This window comes from Endozoicomonas sp. SESOKO3 (genome assembly GCF_024606255.1).
The window spans coordinates 1-16,467 of record NZ_JAHHPR010000342.1; the positions used below are offsets into that span (position 1 = coordinate 1).

At 48.4% G+C, this 16,467-nt stretch carries 15 protein-coding genes; 9 read left to right on the forward strand and 6 right to left on the reverse strand.

The annotated features are described in order from the left end of the window. Window positions 1–252 (forward strand): hypothetical protein (locus tag KDK18_RS06025; RefSeq protein ID WP_257253934.1); only part of this gene is annotated, 252 nt, incomplete at its 5' end. A gap of 189 nt (window positions 253–441) precedes the next feature. Here the strand turns inward: KDK18_RS06025 and folK are convergent. From folK to KDK18_RS06040, 3 genes are all read right to left on the reverse strand, one after another. Beyond that, entirely contained in the window at window positions 442–939 is a 498-nt protein-coding gene (gene folK / locus KDK18_RS06030) for a 2-amino-4-hydroxy-6-hydroxymethyldihydropteridine diphosphokinase (RefSeq protein WP_257253935.1), read from the reverse strand. A 20-nt stretch (window positions 940–959) separates the two neighbouring features. Then, window positions 960–2,444 carry a polynucleotide adenylyltransferase PcnB gene (pcnB, locus tag KDK18_RS06035; protein WP_257253937.1) on the reverse strand — a complete coding sequence of 495 codons (1,485 nt, stop codon included), beginning with the start codon at window positions 2,442–2,444 and terminating at the stop codon, window positions 960–962. Window positions 2,445–2,999: 555 nt separating this feature from the next. Further along, window positions 3,000–4,181 carry a retropepsin-like aspartic protease gene (locus KDK18_RS06040; RefSeq protein ID WP_257253938.1) on the reverse strand — a complete coding sequence of 394 codons (1,182 nt, stop codon included), beginning with the start codon at window positions 4,179–4,181 and terminating at the stop codon, window positions 3,000–3,002. A gap of 245 nt (window positions 4,182–4,426) precedes the next feature. On the opposite strand from KDK18_RS06040, the gene elbB reads away from it, so the two are divergent. Beyond that, window positions 4,427–5,080: an isoprenoid biosynthesis glyoxalase ElbB gene (elbB, locus tag KDK18_RS06045; RefSeq protein WP_257253939.1), complete on the forward strand. Its 654-nt coding sequence runs from the start codon at window positions 4,427–4,429 to the stop codon at window positions 5,078–5,080. Window positions 5,081–5,273: 193 nt separating this feature from the next. Further along, window positions 5,274–5,966 (forward strand): RING finger domain-containing protein, encoded by a 693-nt coding sequence (locus KDK18_RS06050; RefSeq protein WP_257253941.1) that lies wholly within the window; start codon window positions 5,274–5,276, stop codon window positions 5,964–5,966. Between the two features lie 33 nt (window positions 5,967–5,999). On the opposite strand, the gene ftnA is transcribed toward KDK18_RS06050, so the two are convergent. Then, complete coding sequence (ftnA, locus tag KDK18_RS06055) at window positions 6,000–6,515, reverse strand: non-heme ferritin (protein WP_257253943.1); 516 nt, start codon at window positions 6,513–6,515, stop codon at window positions 6,000–6,002. Between the two features lie 107 nt (window positions 6,516–6,622). Here ftnA and tenA point away from each other — a divergent pair, with 107 nt between their 5' ends. Continuing rightward, the gene (gene tenA / locus KDK18_RS06060; protein ID WP_257253944.1) at window positions 6,623–7,309 is read left to right on the forward strand and encodes a thiaminase II; all 687 of its coding nucleotides are present in this window, start codon (window positions 6,623–6,625) and stop codon (window positions 7,307–7,309) included. A gap of 606 nt (window positions 7,310–7,915) precedes the next feature. Next, on the forward strand, window positions 7,916–9,046 hold the full coding sequence (locus KDK18_RS06065; protein ID WP_257253947.1) for a porin: 1,131 nt from the start codon (window positions 7,916–7,918) through the stop codon (window positions 9,044–9,046). 151 nt (window positions 9,047–9,197) lie between these two features. Here KDK18_RS06065 and cyaY read toward each other — a convergent pair whose 3' ends face one another. After that, entirely contained in the window at window positions 9,198–9,521 is a 324-nt protein-coding gene (gene cyaY / locus KDK18_RS06070; RefSeq protein WP_257253949.1) for an iron donor protein CyaY, read from the reverse strand. Window positions 9,522–9,627: 106 nt separating this feature from the next. Between cyaY and KDK18_RS06075 the strand changes: the two genes are divergently transcribed. The 4 genes from KDK18_RS06075 (at window position 9,628) to KDK18_RS06090 (ending at window position 12,783) form a co-directional block, all read left to right on the forward strand. After that, a complete protein-coding gene (locus KDK18_RS06075) occupies window positions 9,628–9,810 on the forward strand; it encodes a lipoprotein (RefSeq protein WP_257253950.1) in 183 nt (60 codons plus the stop codon). A gap of 123 nt (window positions 9,811–9,933) precedes the next feature. After that, window positions 9,934–11,202, forward strand: a complete 1,269-nt coding sequence (gene lysA / locus KDK18_RS06080; protein WP_257253951.1) for a diaminopimelate decarboxylase — start codon at window positions 9,934–9,936, stop codon at window positions 11,200–11,202. 10 nt (window positions 11,203–11,212) lie between these two features. Beyond that, the gene (gene dapF / locus KDK18_RS06085) at window positions 11,213–12,043 is read left to right on the forward strand and encodes a diaminopimelate epimerase (protein ID WP_257253954.1); all 831 of its coding nucleotides are present in this window, start codon (window positions 11,213–11,215) and stop codon (window positions 12,041–12,043) included. Further along, window positions 12,040–12,783 (forward strand): DUF484 family protein, encoded by a 744-nt coding sequence (locus KDK18_RS06090; RefSeq protein ID WP_257253956.1) that lies wholly within the window; start codon window positions 12,040–12,042, stop codon window positions 12,781–12,783. The genes dapF and KDK18_RS06090 overlap by 4 nt, the downstream gene beginning before the upstream one ends. A 39-nt stretch (window positions 12,784–12,822) precedes the next feature. On the opposite strand, the gene KDK18_RS06095 is transcribed toward KDK18_RS06090, so the two are convergent. Continuing rightward, a complete protein-coding gene (locus KDK18_RS06095; protein ID WP_257253957.1) occupies window positions 12,823–16,332 on the reverse strand; it encodes a CHY zinc finger protein in 3,510 nt (1,169 codons plus the stop codon). Between the last annotated feature and the right edge of the window lie 135 nt (window positions 16,333–16,467).

Here is a 16,467-nt window from a genome sequence, read left to right on the forward strand (position 1 = left end):
CACTCCACTATGCTCCAACCCTTATTCAGGGATATCTGTAAAAGTGGTTGCCGTTGTCAGTTCGCTTTTCAAAAGCTATTGGAACCCCACACCAGGCAACGTAACTGTGACGTAACCATGATCGGGGAGGACGGCCAGCGGCGTCTATGCGGAACGGTCTCCAAGAATGCTCAAGCTATGTCGAATCACAAAAGAATACATCAAAAACGCAAGTTTCCTGATGTGGATCAGGATGATGACCTCAGTCCTTAATCTGACAACCGCTCCTCTGTAGGAGACAATTTCGTAACGAATCTTGATATAAAAAAAAGAGTGGGTACTCGCCAGCAGGTATAACCGCAAGCTTATCAACCCAAGCTGAATGATTCCCGCCTTTGAGGCTGTCGCAAAAGTGCTGCGCCTCGCTACTTTTGCGACACCCTCTTTACGTCCGGGGAGAAGTCAAAACCAGGGGTAGTGAGTTGCCATTACTTCAATACCATCAGTTCCGACTTCCGCTAGCAGTGTGGCTGCTTTGCGGCCATCAGGAAGGGTGAGTTCAGGGTCTATATCCAGTATTGGACAGAGTACAAAGTTCCTCACATGCATCTGATAGTGGGGCACAGTCAGACGTTCGGACTCAATGATGTTATCACCGTAAAGGATTATATCGAGGTCAAGCGTTCTGGGCCCCCAGCGCACGGTTCTGACCCTGCCGTGGTCATTTTCAATGGCTTGCATGATGTCCAGTAATGCCAGCGGTGCGAGTCTGGTTTCAATCCGGACGGCAGCGTTGCAATAGTCAGGCTGCCCTTTAGGGCCGACCGGATCACTGATGTAGAGCTTTGAACAGCCTGATACTTCAACTTCGGGCAATGAATCAATGTCGTCCACAGCTCTTTGCAATTGCAGGCCGGGATTTTCCAGATTGCTGCCCAGGGCTATATAGGCGGTGGTCATAATTGTTCAGCTACAGTGGTTCATTTTGGTTTGTTCAGGACCGGTGGACGCTTGCGTGGGCGGCGTCTTCTTCGTTTCTGACCGCCTTTGCCATCGGGATGGGAGCGAAGGTCGTGAATCATGCTGCTTCTATCCTGATCCGAAGAGTCCTGGATATCAGTCCACCACTGCCCTGCATCGTTCAGTTCTTCACCGGCGGCTTCCCTGAGTACCAGAAAATCATAGGCAGCCCTGAATTTAGGGTGTTCCATCAAGGTTTCAATGGCCTTGGGCTGACGGCGTTCCAGTCGGTACTGCATTTCCCATATATCCCGAACTACCATGGTGAAACGTTTAGGAATCGCAGTATGAGCACACTGATTATCCAGCACGACCATGGCTGCCTGTTGCAGGGCGGGTGTGGGAGGCACGCCCTGATCGCGGAGATCCCCGGCCAGTCTCTGCAGCGGAGCCCAGAGGAAGGCAGCAAACAAGAAGGCGGGGGTGACAGGCTTGCCTCGGGTAATCCGTGAATCGGTACTTTCCAGTGCCCTGATAATCAGTGCTTCAGCTAATTCATCCTGAGCTTCAAGACTGTGATGTGTTGCCGGGAACAGGTACTGAAGCAGACTAAACTCACGCATGAGGTGGAAAGTTCTTACTCCTTTGCCCGACTGCAGTAGTTTTAGCACTTCGTCAAACAGTCTGGCCGATGGAATGTCACTCAACAGATGACCAAGGTCATAGATGGGGTCTGCTGTTGCGGGATCCATATCAAAATCCAGCTTGGCCACAAAGCGCAGGGCTCGCATCATTCGAACCGGATCTTCGTGGTATCGTTTAACCGGATCGCCAATCAACTTTAAAGTGTTATTTTCAAGGTCCTGAACACCACCGCAATAATCTATGACGGAGTAGTCACGGACGTCATAATAGAGTGCGTTGACGGTAAAGTCTCGACGAATAGCGTCGTCTTTTATAGAGCCGTAAACGTTGTCTCTCAGAATCCGTCCGGAATCGGAGTGATCGGACTTGTCCCTGCTGTGGTTGTCATTGCGGGCTTCATCATGACTGGCTCTGAAAGTGGCCACCTCAATCATTTCGCGACCAAACAGAATGTGCACCAGCTTGAATCTGCGACCGATGATCCGGGAGTTACGGAAAAGTCTGCGAACCTGTTCAGGCGTTGCATTGGTGGCAACGTCGAAATCTTTAGGGTGAAGACCCAGGTAAAGGTCACGGATGCAGCCGCCTACCAGGTAAGCTTCGTAGCCATTAGTGTTCAGCCGGTGAAGGACTTTCAGGGCATTCTCACTGATTTCCCGCCGTGAAATAGGGTGATTTTCACGAGGAGTGCGAGTCTGGTCTCTATAGTAGAAGTCATCAGGCTCCCGGGTAGAGTCGGGATCAGGAAGCTGCGATTCAGAGGGTGCCGGGTCTTTTTCTGAGGATGACCTAAGCCAGAAGTAATAAGCAGCAAGCGAGATGCCCAGCACCACTAACACTATAATAATGATGCCTGTCATGATGAGTTTTGCATGAAATCTTTGTTGGTTAGTCAGTAATATCGTCGCGGTGGATCAGATGGACTGCTCCGGTCTGGCGTACATCATAGCATCCCAGTGGGTAGGGTTGACACTGGTTTATAGTCCCAAGGAATTCATCTCGGCACACCGTACAGTTCGTACAGTTGTTCGATAGAAAAGAAAAAAAGGGGGAGGTCAAACCTCCCCCTCTGCTGGCGGATAATTATTATCTTTATTGTGTCGCCTGAGATGTAAACGGATAATTTTGCTGGCTACCTTTTCCATGGAAAACCCGGAGGGCATACTGCAAAATAATCAACTTACCTATGCTCTTGTTATTATTATGTAGGCCGCGCTTATTATTTTTATTATGTGAGCTTATTATTATTGTTTTGTCAGTGTTACGCATATGCTGTGCCAGTTTGCTTAACTTATTGAATTTTAATGATAATTAAACTTTCCGGTGGCGTTAGGGTGACGAAAAGGTTACGAAATTTTGTTACCTTGGCAGAAAATAAGTACTAATGCGTAACAGGTAAGGGTAACACTCTGGTGTCAGCGGGGTGTCAGAATCAGATGGTTGCGGTCCTGATCGATCTGGAAATGGAACTGGCCCAGAACATTCATGCCCAGCAGTCCTTCTGCAAAGGCATAGCCCAAGTCTAATCCCGCCACTTCCAAGTCTTTGATAACGTATTGACCGAGATGTAACTCTTTCACCCGATAGATAGGGGCAAAGGCAATCCCACTGGCTGTTTTCAACTCGGTATGACCCACCCGGTAGGCCATTTTCTTACGTTTAAGCTCTTTCAATAAAGCATCGGGCAAAGTTGTCAAACTGGCTCCGGTATCAATCAGCAGTCGCGACTGGCTTTTATTCTGAGTCAGAGCGGCCACAATGTAGTGATTGCCTTCGGCAATAAGAGGAATGGCTGAGGCAGGCATCTCCTCGGGTTCTTCCTGAACAGGGGGTAACAGGTCAGACAGTTGCCGGGAAGCCTGTCGACCAAACTCTTCGTCGGTCTGCAACAACTCCAGCTCGCGAATGGCATGGTCAGAATCGTCTGTGGACAAGTAACCTTGAGCCAGTGCAAACCGGTAAAAAGCGCGATCAGGTTCCATTGTTGCCAGTTTCTGGAAGAGGGGCAGGGTTTCATGGAGTTGTTGGTTTGTCTGCCTGTTATCATAAACAAGCCGGCTGAGTTCGTGGATTCTGGTGGCCATATTCCTCAGCTTATCAGGATCGCTGGTGAATGATTGAGCGTTGATCAGCACCTCAATGGCTTTCTCCAGCTCATACTGAGCAGTGTAGAGTTCTGACAGCTTATGCAGCAGAGCCGGGTTCTGATAATAGTGTTGGGTAAAACGTTCCAGTGCAGCAATGCTGTATTCCCTGTGCTCAGACCATTCATCTGTTTTTTGCATCAGGACTGTCACCAGCCGTTCGCTGAGGTCTGAATTCAGTCGCTCCTGCCGTTGAAAAATAATCAGAGCGTCATCGTATCTGAGGTCTTCCAGAGCCTGCTCAAAATCAATGATTTCCTGAGGTATGTCGAGCGGTTCCAGCGTATTGCTGGAATCCCCAAGAGGTAGCCAATTTCGGTAGTTCAGAACTTCAAACGAAGCCTTTTCACTCTTATTATCGAGCATTTCATGCCACCACCAACCGGTAATCAGGCCTGTGGTAAACATCATTATGGACAATGTCAAAAGTCTCAGAGCCAGAAGCTTTTTCAATAGGACAGGGACTCCATTCAAGCATTTTTGCTTCAGTCTAGCTCGACTAGAACGGCGTCGTCGACGTTATCTGTTTCAGTCTATCGGTTAATTTTGAAAATAATTTCACCTTCTCTTTCAGCCCACTATATTATTGGAATGTTTTTTTCGCTTTTGGCTGATGATTTTCAGAGTCAGTTGGTCATCTAAAAGCAGCAATCTTTAGTCTGCCTCTCTGTCGTGACGGTAATAAATGGGGACTATCTATGAGTAAGAAAGTAGCGGTTATTCTTTCCGGGTCAGGTGTGTTTGACGGCAGCGAAATCCAGGAAGCCGTTCTAACCCTGCTCAGTCTTGATCGCCGTGGAGCCAGCTACCAGTGCTTTGCACCCGATGTTGCTCAGCACCACGTCATTAATCATGTAACGGGCGATGAAATGGACGAGGGACGAAATGTACTGGTGGAAGCAGCCAGGATTGCGCGGGGTGAGATCAGGCCCCTGGGAGAACTCGGGGCTGAAGACTTTGATGCCCTGATTTTGCCCGGCGGTTTTGGGGCAGCAAAAAATTTATCGGATTTTGCTTTCAGTGGCAGCGAACTCAAGGTTCAGAGTGACGTCAGCACGGCAGCCAGGTCTTTCGCAGAAGCCGGTAAACCTGTTGGGCTGATGTGTATTGCCCCTGCTATTGCCGGTCGTATATACGGTGAGGGCGTTCTGGCCACCATTGGCAATGATGCTGAAACGGCTGCGGCACTGGAGCAGACGGGTGTCAGACATGTAGAGTGTGCTGTGGATGATATTGTGGTGGATGAGCAGCGCAAACTGGTGACCACTCCAGCCTATATGATTGCCAGACGCATCAGCGAAGCTGCTGAAGGGATCGATAAGCTGGTTGATCGGGTTCTGTTTATGGCCTGATTTCTCGAAGCTTTGCCGTCCCTTGTCTGGGATGGCAAGGCTGCTGTGGCAGGAGGTATTTTAATTTCGCGTAAAGCATCGCCCGGTCGGGTCATGCTGTGCAGAGCGATAAAAACGATCAGTCTGATGGACTGATAATTCAGAGAGCGCCCGCAGCTGCATCGTGCTGATTTTTTTGATATGAATAATGAATATGCCTCATCTACGCAAATTAGTGATATTTATCTTACTAATATTTTGTGCTGCTTCTTACGGATCTCAAGTTAATACTTATGATGAGTGTATAAGTTCCAACCATACTGCTTCCTGTGAAGATTACGAACAGAGTTTTTCCAGTGGCCTGTCGAATTTATTAACCGCTTTCTCGTTATATTATGATGAATATGTAAGTTCCGACCATGCTACGTCATATGAAGATTACGTACAGTTTTTTTACACTGGCCTGTTCGATTTATTGGCCTATCTGTCGTTATATTATGATGAATACAGGCTGCGATTACGAGTATCTGAAATAGCAACTGTTGCTTTAATAAATTTCTATAGATCTAAATCCGGCAATGCTCATAATGCTAAACGTATTGCTATTTTTTCAATGGGCTTGATGTTAAGTTTTTTATATAATATTGCATGTGACGTAAGCGTATATTTTAAGAGTGATGAAAGCTCATTGCTGGCCATTTCCAGACTCATTGCTAAAAGAACAGAGCACAAATTGTTTATAGAAGCTGCCGACTACTTGGCAGGGCAGATCTTTACAGGATTATGCCTTATCTGTTTAGAACCCTTGAAAAACCCTGCACTTGCAGCCTGTGCAAAACATTTTTATTGCCAGGCATGCCTTGATGAATGGGCAAAGCAATCACCTTTGTGTCCTGTATGCCAGTAGTAACCCTGCCTTCCCTGACAGGGGTGTAGACTGTCAGGCGGCCGTAACAGGAGGCATGGCAGCTACCAGTTTCAACACTTCATTGTCGATGTAGTAAAGGCCCTTGCCTTCAAAGCCAATCATATCGATTTTATCCAGAATGCCTTTGAACAGTTTCTCTTCCTCGTGCTGCTCGGATACATACCACTGCAGAAAGTTGAAGGTACTATAGTCCTTTTCAGTAAAAGCGGTGTGTGCCAGCTCGTTGATACAACGGGTCACTTCGCACTCGTGCTCGTAGGTTCGCTGGAAGATATCTCTTACCGATTCATACTGGTGGGGTGGTGCATTGATTGCACCGATGATAGCCATAGCGCCTGTCTCATTCACGTAGTCAAAGAGCTTTTGCATATGCTCCATCTCTTCCCGGGCATGGCGGCGCAGAAACTCGTTGCAGCCATCAAGCCCCTGGGCTTCGCACCAGGAAGCCATTTGCAGATAAAGGTTGGAGGAGTAAAACTCCAGATTGATCTGATCGTTGAGTTTGTCGATCATGGTTTGAGTCAGCATGGATCTAACCTGTTCGTGCCAAAAGGTGAAGTATAACGGCTTGGTGCTCTACTTGAACATTCAGGTTATGATTTCGCCTTTTCTCAATACCTTTTGTGGACTTAATCATGACCTCTCGGTTGGATCATCCCGATACGCTTTACTGCCAAATGAAAACAGCCTGTGCTGATGATTGGCACCGTTATTGTCATCACGAGTTTGTTCAGGGCATTGCTGACGGGACCCTGCCTCTGGAGAGTTTCAAGCACTATTTGCAGCAGGACTATCTGTTTCTGATTCACTTTGCCAGAGCTTATGCCCTGGCGGTCTACAAGGCCGACAATCTTGAGGATATGAAAGCGGCTTCTGACTCCGTGGCCGGGATTCTTTCAGAGATGAATCTTCATCTGGAGTATTGCGCTGAGTGGGGAATGACTGAGCAGGATGTGGTCAGTCAGCCAGAAGCCAGGGCTAATATGGCCTATACCCGCTATGTGCTTGAGCGAGGAATGGCAGGCGATATTCTGGATCTCCAGACAGCCCTCTCGCCCTGTGCGGTGGGCTATGCAGAGATTGGTCTGAGACTGATCAATGATCCGGCAACGAAAAGAGAAGGTAACCCCTATTGGAAATGGATCCAGACCTATGGGGGTGAGGAGTTTGTGCAGGGGGCTGTCAGACAGGTTGAAGCGATTGAAAAGCTGGCCGACAGTCGGTTTTCTGATGGGCGAATGGACTCTCTCTATCGTACTTTCAGGGAAGCTACCCGTCTGGAAATTGGCTTCTGGGATATGGGGCTGAATCAGACTTTTTAATGCCGAATCAGAGTGAGCTGAAGACAGCTTGCTCTGATCAGAATAAATACTCTCTTTCTAAAGAGTTCTTCCTACTGATCTGCTGCTTCTGAAGCAATGACGACCTATCTGCTTATCCCGCCCTGTGGCCTTTCGTGGTTTGAATACTGATCTACGTAATATTCTTTTCGATCCATGCTAATCGTCCCTCATTTTACTAAAAACATAAGATTTGTCGTTTATTTGTGTCTTTTAAGGGTTCTTGATGCCACAGAATTGGGTATCTCTTTTACCAATTTTTACCAGGTTTATAAAAAATTTACGCAAATAAGTTGCGTTCAATGGTTTCGTCAAAGGGAGGTTGCAGGGAGTTCAATAGGTAGCTTCATCTATTTTGTTGTCGTATGCGAGAGTATTTGACCGCAGCTGTATAGGTATAAATATCAAGCAATATCGAATATTGAATGGGGATATCAGTTTTAGTGATGTGATGATCGTCCCGGAACTTATAAGAATCCGCATATAACTGCTCGGTCATAGAATCACTTTTAATAATTCGTGATCACATATAAAAAGCAGAAAAAAGATCCAAACAACACAACACATTGAGTTAGGAGTCTAGTGACCATGCAGAAGAAACTGCTTGCCACTTTAGTAGCTTCCCTTGTTGCCGGTCAGGCAATGGCCCTGGAAGTTTATAACGATGACGTTAACAGCCTGAGCATCGGCGGTAAGATCGGCGCTAAAACCATGAAGAGCAATGGTTCCGATGCTGAGATGAAAGATGCCAGCCCGCGTATCAACTTCAAGTACGCTCACAAGTTTTCCAGCGGCTGGACCGGTTCCGCTGTTGCTGAGTGGGGCTTCTACGCTGTTGACGGTGATCAGGACGACCAGTTCTTCAACCGTCTGGGTAACGTTGGCCTGAGCCACGACACCTACGGCGCCTTCACTGCGGGTAAAGCATGGTCCGTAACCTCTGACGTATCTGGCTGGACTGACCAGTTCGCCATCGGCGGTGGTAATGCTATGGGTGTTTACAGCGGTCGTACTGGTCTGGCAACTGATGCCGATGCTGGACATGACAATGGTGACACCGATGGTACTGCTCGTGCTGACGATGTAATCCAGTACCGCAACAGCTTTGGTGGTCTGAATGTTGGTATCCAGTACCAGTTGAAAGGTACCGGTGGTAAGACTCTGACTGGTGAATCCGGAACTCGTGACTCAAGCTATGGTGTTGCTCTGAGCTACGACCTGCCGATGGGTCTGTCTCTGGGTGCTACCTACAACGAAACCAAGTACGCTAACGTAGTAGATAATGTTCCTCCGACTCTTCCAACTAACACACCAGATTACAGTGGTTCTGACAAGTCTACCTCTGCTACCGTTGGTGCCAAGTACGAAAACGAAGCTCTCTACCTGGCAGCTACCTACGGTCAGTTCGAAAACAAGACGGCTGTAGTTAAAGGCACTCTGGACAAAGAATCTACCGGTATCGAACTGTACGGTAAGCTGGCCCTGCCTCAGGTTGTTGAAGGTTTCTACCTGCAGTCTGGTTTCAACCAGCTGACTGCTGACGACACCTACACTGGTGACAAGACTGACGCTCAGTTCTCTGATTACATGGTGGGCGCCATCTATGAAACTGGCCCAATGCAGTTCGCTTTCGAATACACCCGTGGCGAGAAAGTTGCTGCTGATGGCAGTAAAGATCTGGACGACACCTACGCTGTACAGGCTCTGTACTACTTCTAATCCACAGAAGCAGTCAGCTTGACACTACGCAGTATTTGAGGAGGCGTATTCGGCTTCCTCAGACGCTGTCAAAAAAGGCGAAGCCCTATCCGGGTTTCGCCTTTTTGTTTTTCAGAAAACCTGAATCAGGAAGCTAAAGCTTCCCCAAAACTCAGACAGAAAGCTCTACCGCCTCCCCATACTGCTCACTCAGACAGCGATTCAATACCTGCATAAACTCTTCACCGTTGCTGTCAGCAAGCCACTGCCCTTTGTCTTCATCGTAATCAAAGTGAAAGCCGCCACCTTTTGCGGCCAGCCATAATTGCAGCACGGGTGTCTGCCGACTCAGAATGACTTTGGAGTTATCTTCACAGGTCAGAGTGAGAATGCCTGCGGCGGTTTCATAATCAATATCCAGCTCTGCCTCTTCTATGGCGTCTTCAAGGGCGACCATCAGGTCGTCCAGGAGGTCATGGTACTCACTTTCGTTCATCAGTGTATCCGTCAGTTAGGGCTATCGCCGCAGTTTGATGCAGATTATACTCAGCGGTTGATCATTGCTGAAACAGCCATTTCAAAGAATGGCTGTTCTGTGGTGAGTGACTATCCACACAGCCCTGAGCGAATCGGCTCATGGTAAAAAGTACAAGGAGCCTTTCATGAGAGCCCTCATTGCCCTCATGTTCACCACTCTTCTGCTTGCCGGGTGCGGTCAGAAGGGAGATTTGTATCTTCCAAAGGATGGTGACACCCAGCAGTTGACACATAGCGGGTCAGAGTAATCAGTCTCCGGGGAGAGACAGACGACCGAAGCGCAGAGATGCCCCAAGCGCATAGATGCCTTAAGCCCATAAAAGTAGAATAATGCTCCCCAGAAATTTCATGATAGAGAGTAAGACAGTCTGATGGATTGGTTTCCCAGTCGTGACGGTGAGCTTTACGCTGAACAGGTTCCCGTGACTCGAATTGCCGAACAGTTTGGTACCCCAGCCTACATTTATTCCCGCAAAGGGTTTGAAGAAGGTTTTAAAGCCTATAAACAGGCGCTGGAGGGTTGGCCTCACCTGATTTGTTATGCCGTTAAAGCGAATAGCAATCTGGCGGTTCTGAATGTTCTGGCAAAACTGGGGGCAGGTTTTGACATCGTGTCTGTCGGTGAACTGGAGCGGGTCATGGCCGCCGGTGGTGAAGCCTCCAAAGTGGTGTTCTCCGGTGTCGGCAAACAGCGTCACGAAATCAGAAGGGCTCTGGAGCTGGGGATTCACTGCTTTAATATTGAGTCAGAAACAGAGCTGGAAAGAATCCAGCAAGAAGCCAAGGCCATGGGCAAAGTGGCCGCTGTTTCTGTCCGGGTGAATCCGGATGTTGATGCCCGAACCCACCCTTATATTTCTACGGGTCTGAAAGACAACAAATTCGGTATTGATATCAAGGCTGCGCCTGCCGTCTACCAGCGGGCGGCTGAGCTGCCGAATATTGAAGTGGTAGGCGTGGATTGTCATATCGGCTCTCAGCTGACGACCAAAGAACCGTTTATTGATGCTCTGGACCGTCTATTGCTGCTGGTTGACCAGCTTCGTGAGATGGATATTATCCTCAAACATCTGGATATTGGCGGTGGCTTGGGTATTTCCTATGAAGAGCACGAGCAGCCACCCACACCTTCAGAATACCTGAGTCAGGTGAGAGAGCATCTGGCCGCCAATGAGCACCACAAGCATCTGAAAATTGTGGTTGAGCCCGGACGATCGATTGCCGCACAGGCCGGAATGTTGGTCACCGGGATTGAGCTGATCAAACAATCTGACCACAAGGCCTTCACCGTGGTAGATGCGGCCATGAATGATCTGCTGCGCCCCTCTATCTATAGCGCCTGGCATGGTATTGAGCCGGTTGTCAGTAACAACGAGAGAGAGGAACTCCTGTGCGATGTGGTCGGTCCAATCTGTGAGACCGGAGATTTTCTGGGTAAAGACAGAAAGCTGAGAGTGGCTGAAGGCGATTTACTGGCGGTCCGCTCTGCCGGTGCCTATGGCTTTGGAATGAGTTCCAATTATAATTCCCGCTGTCGCCCTGCTGAAATAATGGTCGATGGTGATCAGGTATATCTGGTTCGTCGCCGGGAAAAACTGGCTGCCCAGTGGGCTGACGAAATACTGCTACCAGAGGGATAACTACTGCGCTATGTTGTTGCACTTTACAAAAATGCATGGTTTGGGCAATGACTTTATGGTTGTTGACAGGGTCACCCAGTCTATTCGCATTACCCCGGAAAAAATTCGCAGCCTGTCCGACCGGAATTTTGGCATTGGCTTTGATCAGTTGCTCATGGTTGAGCCGCCCACTGATCCGGATATGGATTTCCGTTATCGGATTTTCAATGCCGATGGCAGTGAGGTGGAGCAGTGTGGTAATGGTGCCCGTTGTTTTGCCCGTTTTGTCAGGGACAAGAAACTGATCGGGCGCGACACCATCAGAGTGCAAACCTCCGGTGGTAATATGGAACTCACCATCGAGGACAATGGTGATGTGACGGTGGACATGGGCGTTCCCGGGCTGGAGCCTCAGCAGATTCCGTTCAAGGCGTCGTCCACACAAACCACCTATGACCTGGATGTAGACGGAGAGAGTCTGACAGTCGGGGCGGTTTCCATGGGCAATCCTCATGCCGTGTGGCAAGTGGACGATATTAATCGGGCACCGGTTGAATCTATGGGCCCCAGGCTTGAAGGTCATAGTCGTTTTCCCAGACGTTGTAATGCCGGTTTTATGCAGGTACTGGATGCCGGAGAGATCAATCTCCGGGTTTATGAGCGGGGTGTGGGTGAAACCCTGGCCTGTGGTTCCGGTGCCTGTGCGGCGGTAGTAGCGGGTCGTTTGCAAGGGTTACTCAATGAAGAGGTTCGGGTTAATCTTCCGGGCGGCACTCTTCAGATTCGTTGGCCGGGAAAAGGTTGCTCGGTTATGATGACCGGGAGTGCTACCCGGGTATTTGAAGGACAAACACGGATATGACAGACTCGTCAACCAGTGATACAGCCCTGAGCAAGAGGAACGCTGGCGTAGCAAACCAGGCCACTTCTATAACGGCGGATCAGGTAATTCGGTACCTGAAAAGCCATCCTGACTTTTTTATGAATCAGGATGAACTGCTGCTGGATCTCAAAATCCCCCATGAAAGAGGGGTAGCGATTTCACTGGTTGAACGTCAGTTACAACTGTTACGGGAGCACAATCTTGAGTTGCGACGCAGGCTTGGCAAACTGGTGGATGTTGCCCGGGATAACGACCGTCTTTTTGAACAAACTCGCAAACTGGTGCTCGGTCTTCTGGAAAGTCAGGATCTTGAGCAGGCGACCGAAACACTCAAGGACGGTCTGGAGCAGGATTTTGAAATCGACTTTCATTCCCTGATTCTGTTTACCCGCCAACCAGCCAATCTTACCATTCGGGAAGAAGATCCCGGGACCGCGGATGAGATTCTGGGGGATCTGCTTTCGGGCTTCAGTGATAGACAATCTTCCGGCCAGAAAGTCATTTGTGGTCGAATGAGAACCCGTGAGCTGGAATTCCTGTTTCCGGAGCACCACGGGGAAATCGGTTCATTAGCCCTGGCACCGTTGAACTTTCCGGACAACGTCGGCATTCTCGCCCTGGGTAGCCGGGATGAAAATCATTTCCGTGCCTCCATGGGTAGCCTGTTCATTGGTTATCTCAGTGACGTCACCAGCCGTGTCGTAAGTCGTCTCATCTGAAGCAGACGCCAGCGCCGTTTATTCAGTCTGGTCAGACGGTTAATCATTGTTTGCAGCTTGCTGAGTGCTGAAAGGTTGTCTGCAGACAGGGCACGTTGTTATTCCGTTATGATACATCGCAATGGCGCATTCTCTATGAACTTTGTGGGAACAGGGCAATATCTGGCAGCCGCTGAAGGCATCTTCCAGGCAGATGCAGCACTCATCATGGCCTGAGTTTAGGCGGCATTTGTGATTGCCATCCAGCCTTTTGTCCAGGCAGACACCGCAAACATCACAGTGAAAGGATTTATCCGCGTGTATTCTACAAACACCGCATTTATCGCAGTGGAACGGTTTTTTTTCCATACTGGTGAAGTGTTTGCATTTTGCGCAGTAATATGTGCACATTTGCTCATCACATCCCGGGCATATCTGGGAGTTTTCTGTAATTTCTCCCTCATATCCACATAGAGAACACTTAAGCCGCATTGCATGAACAGCCCTGACTTCAATTTCACATGAATCCTCGTCTTCGTTATGACACCTTTGGCAGGGGAAATACCCCGGGCAGCAGGCAAAACCCACGTAGCAGAACCTTTGGTAATGTTTGCACACCGGCTTTCGGGATTCTTGCTGCGTTTGCTGTAACTCCTCATTCGACCAGAGTGACTGCTCATCGGATGGGTTGACCTGCACATTGTCGGTGTTCGGCTGATCATTCAACGGGCTTGCCGCCTCATTTTGGATGATCGTCTGCTGCTGGGAAGCACGACGTACTGTGTTATTACCAGGCATCAATGGATTACTGGTTGCTGTCATCTGATGGTATGCTTGATCGGTCTCATCGTACATTGAACGTTGTTGTATAAGCTTATCCTTCGTTATTTGAAGTTCTGCCTCCAAGCGTCTGCTGTCAGATTCGAAACACTCCACGCAGCCCCGTAACCCGTTATTATCTCTCTCTAACTCCTGATTCTTTATAGTTAACTCTTGATTCTCTGCACTTAAATGTTGCTTCTCTATAGTTAATTTTTGATTCTCTGTTATTAACGATTGAACCTGTGCAGTTAGCTCTTTAATTTGCTGCCTTTTTTTGTCTTCTCTTTCCCGGGCGATTTTATCCGGTTCAAATGCTATTCCATCCATGCGGTACTGATTTACAGCATGTTCTAACTTTTCCAAACTACGCTCTAAATTTTGAAGCTCATGGTCTTCGGGGTAGTCGCCTGTATTAAATGTATTTCCCGAAGTCATCAACGGAGGGGTAGTTCGTTCCCGAAAATCCCTCGTCTGTGCAGGTATAGCTGTTTGGGAATAAGGTTGCTCAACTAAAAGGGAACGATTGGTCGAATGTCTATTTAAGAAGTTTGGATTTACCCCCCGCGCTTCCCGGTCAGGTCGGTCTTGTGCCCGTTTGGTTTGATAATCAACATACGGAGGTAATGAAGATAATCGCTTTTGAGAAGAATCATTTGACCGATCAGCAAGGACTCGCTGCTTTGGTTTTGCTCCCTGCTGTAAGTATTTGTCATTGGATGGTTTAAGACTGTCGGAAGAGTCAGAAGCAATGTCGTGGCCATTTAATGGCTGGATGGAATCGGTGTATGCATTTCCATGGCTGGCCATTGTTTTGTTGGAGGTATGACCACTGTTGCTGATTGCAAGCTCTTGCAGCGAAGATTTTTGAAGTAAAGGTTCTTTTGATGAAGAGAAAGGTCGCAGCTGGATGACCAGACTATTTGAAAAGTGTACTAATGCATCGGAAGACGGGTGCTGCACAAATTGTTTTATGATCTCCAGAAAAGTGCCGGGAAATGTAAATGATTGTGAACGAGTCATAATATCACGGCATATGGCCAGGTCAGATATTTTCCCTAACACTTCAATAACAGGTCCAAATGGGTTTGCATAGAGCAGGAACAGTTGAACAAAGTATTCAGTGAAGCAAGACTTCTCAAAGTCTCCTATGGGTGGCTGTGTCCCGGATTGATTGACCTTATGGATTATGTCCTCAACAATCTTATACAAAATCCTCAGGTTGTTATTGCCAGGTTCGGGCATTGCCAGCCCAGCTGGAAGTATCTGTTGATGGGCAGTCGGAATGTCAAAGTCATTCAAGGTCCGTGTTTTATTGCTTGTGGCTTCTATCAGCTGTTTGATAAAACAGTTGCGCGATGAATTTTCTTTGAAAGAACGCTGCAGTTCCAGTGCCGCCTCAAGAGGCGTGACAGAATGACCTCTGTTGTTGGTGCCTGTCGTTTCCAGAAGCTGCAATCGATGAGGCATGTCTAGCTCATCCATTATTTGTCTCAGCAACAAAGCGGCATCGGGATGGTCGCTTTCAATGATCGCTATAAGTTGGTTCGCAAGTTCCTGAAGGTCTTGAGTCGGAGCATTCTTTTCGCTCTCCTCTCCATTGTCGTCTTTTCTCTTATCTCCACCACCCGTGTCTTTATCGCTTTCTCCCGGTGATCTGCTTTCCTGATCTTCAGGTTCAAATTTTTGCTCTTTTTGATGATCGTTATTTTCGTCCTTTGATTCTCTGTCTGGCAGCCTGTCAGAGTGTTCACCATCTTCATTACCCGCTTTTAAGCCACCAGCATGATGTGTCTTCAACGCTGTGCGCTCAAGAAATAGTTTTAAACAGCCAAGCTGCCACTGAAGGTTCTCGCTGAGCGGGCAAGAGCTGGAGGCACGCTGGAAGAGGGTGTTCCAGAAATGAACATCGGTCAGTTGCTCAATACTCAGGAAATCAAGCCAACTAACAGATATAACGGCTTCACTGGAAGAGCCATCGGCATTAACGCGTGTAATCTTCAAACGCGCCGGGGATGGCTGTGCCTCAAACGAGATAGAATCCTTGCCTGCGGACATCAGCCATGTAATGACGGGCTTCAGGACAAGCAGATCGATTTCGAATAATCCTGATGGCCAGCCACCTCTACCTCCCCGGGGTGGAGGGGGAAACGAATAGAAGAAGCCCCCGTTGCCGCCTCCGGGGAAATCAGCGTTGCCAGCCAGCTTGTCTCCGGCCAATGTTACTGTGTTATTCCGGGTTTGACCGGCTTCCAGACCGCTGTCTGTTATATTGTCGGGATAGGTCAGAAGGGTGAGTGGAGTAGTATGGGTTTTGTTGTTCAGGAGTTGATGGGGGCCCACATAAGCCAGTTCTGGCCTGTCTGCCGTCGTGGATTTCAAGCGAACAAGTGTGCCATTTTTAGAGGTCTGCTGGAAAACGGTCGTTTGTTTCCTGTTCAATATCACCAGTTGATAGCAGTAGTCGCCCGGGTTGTTTGTTATCATTATTGCGATACTGCCCGAGTCTGCTGACACCACAGGTGTCTTGAAGCAAAGCATGCTGTTCTGGTCATCGAAACTTTCCGGAAGTAACAAACTCAGTTGCCAATGACTCACACTTTGGGGATCTGTGCCATTATTGATTTCAACCCGGAGCTTGTCACCATCGGAATGATGCCAGTCAATGAGGGTTGAGGAATGACATAACGGCATAACCGACATAGCTAGCAGGCAAAGAACAAATGCTATGGAAAAGCGGTAAAACTGCATCAAAATCTCACTAAACAACTTGTGCCAATGAAACCCACTTCGCCCTCCTTGTCTGATAGAAAACGCTAGCAGCCTGTCGTACTTAAGCGTCCGTAGCGAGGATTGCAAGAAATTGAGGATAAAAATTTCTGCTTC

Coding starts and splice junctions, on each gene's coding strand:
- dapF (WP_257253954.1), top strand. CDS start 11,213: ATGTTGTTGCACTTTACAAAAATGCATGGTTTGGGCAATGACTTTATG.
- lysA (WP_257253951.1), top strand. CDS start 9,934: ATGGATTGGTTTCCCAGTCGTGACGGTGAGCTTTACGCTGAACAGGTT.
- KDK18_RS06050 (WP_257253941.1), top strand. CDS start 5,274: ATGCCTCATCTACGCAAATTAGTGATATTTATCTTACTAATATTTTGT.
- KDK18_RS06065 (WP_257253947.1), top strand. CDS start 7,916: ATGCAGAAGAAACTGCTTGCCACTTTAGTAGCTTCCCTTGTTGCCGGT.
- elbB (WP_257253939.1), top strand. CDS start 4,427: ATGAGTAAGAAAGTAGCGGTTATTCTTTCCGGGTCAGGTGTGTTTGAC.
- ftnA (WP_257253943.1), bottom strand. CDS start 6,515: ATGCTGACTCAAACCATGATCGACAAACTCAACGATCAGATCAATCTG.
- pcnB (WP_257253937.1), bottom strand. CDS start 2,444: ATGACAGGCATCATTATTATAGTGTTAGTGGTGCTGGGCATCTCGCTT.
- tenA (WP_257253944.1), top strand. CDS start 6,623: ATGACCTCTCGGTTGGATCATCCCGATACGCTTTACTGCCAAATGAAA.
- KDK18_RS06090 (WP_257253956.1), top strand. CDS start 12,040: ATGACAGACTCGTCAACCAGTGATACAGCCCTGAGCAAGAGGAACGCT.
- folK (WP_257253935.1), bottom strand. CDS start 939: ATGACCACCGCCTATATAGCCCTGGGCAGCAATCTGGAAAATCCCGGC.
- cyaY (WP_257253949.1), bottom strand. CDS start 9,521: ATGAACGAAAGTGAGTACCATGACCTCCTGGACGACCTGATGGTCGCC.
- KDK18_RS06095 (WP_257253957.1), bottom strand. CDS start 16,332: ATGCAGTTTTACCGCTTTTCCATAGCATTTGTTCTTTGCCTGCTAGCT.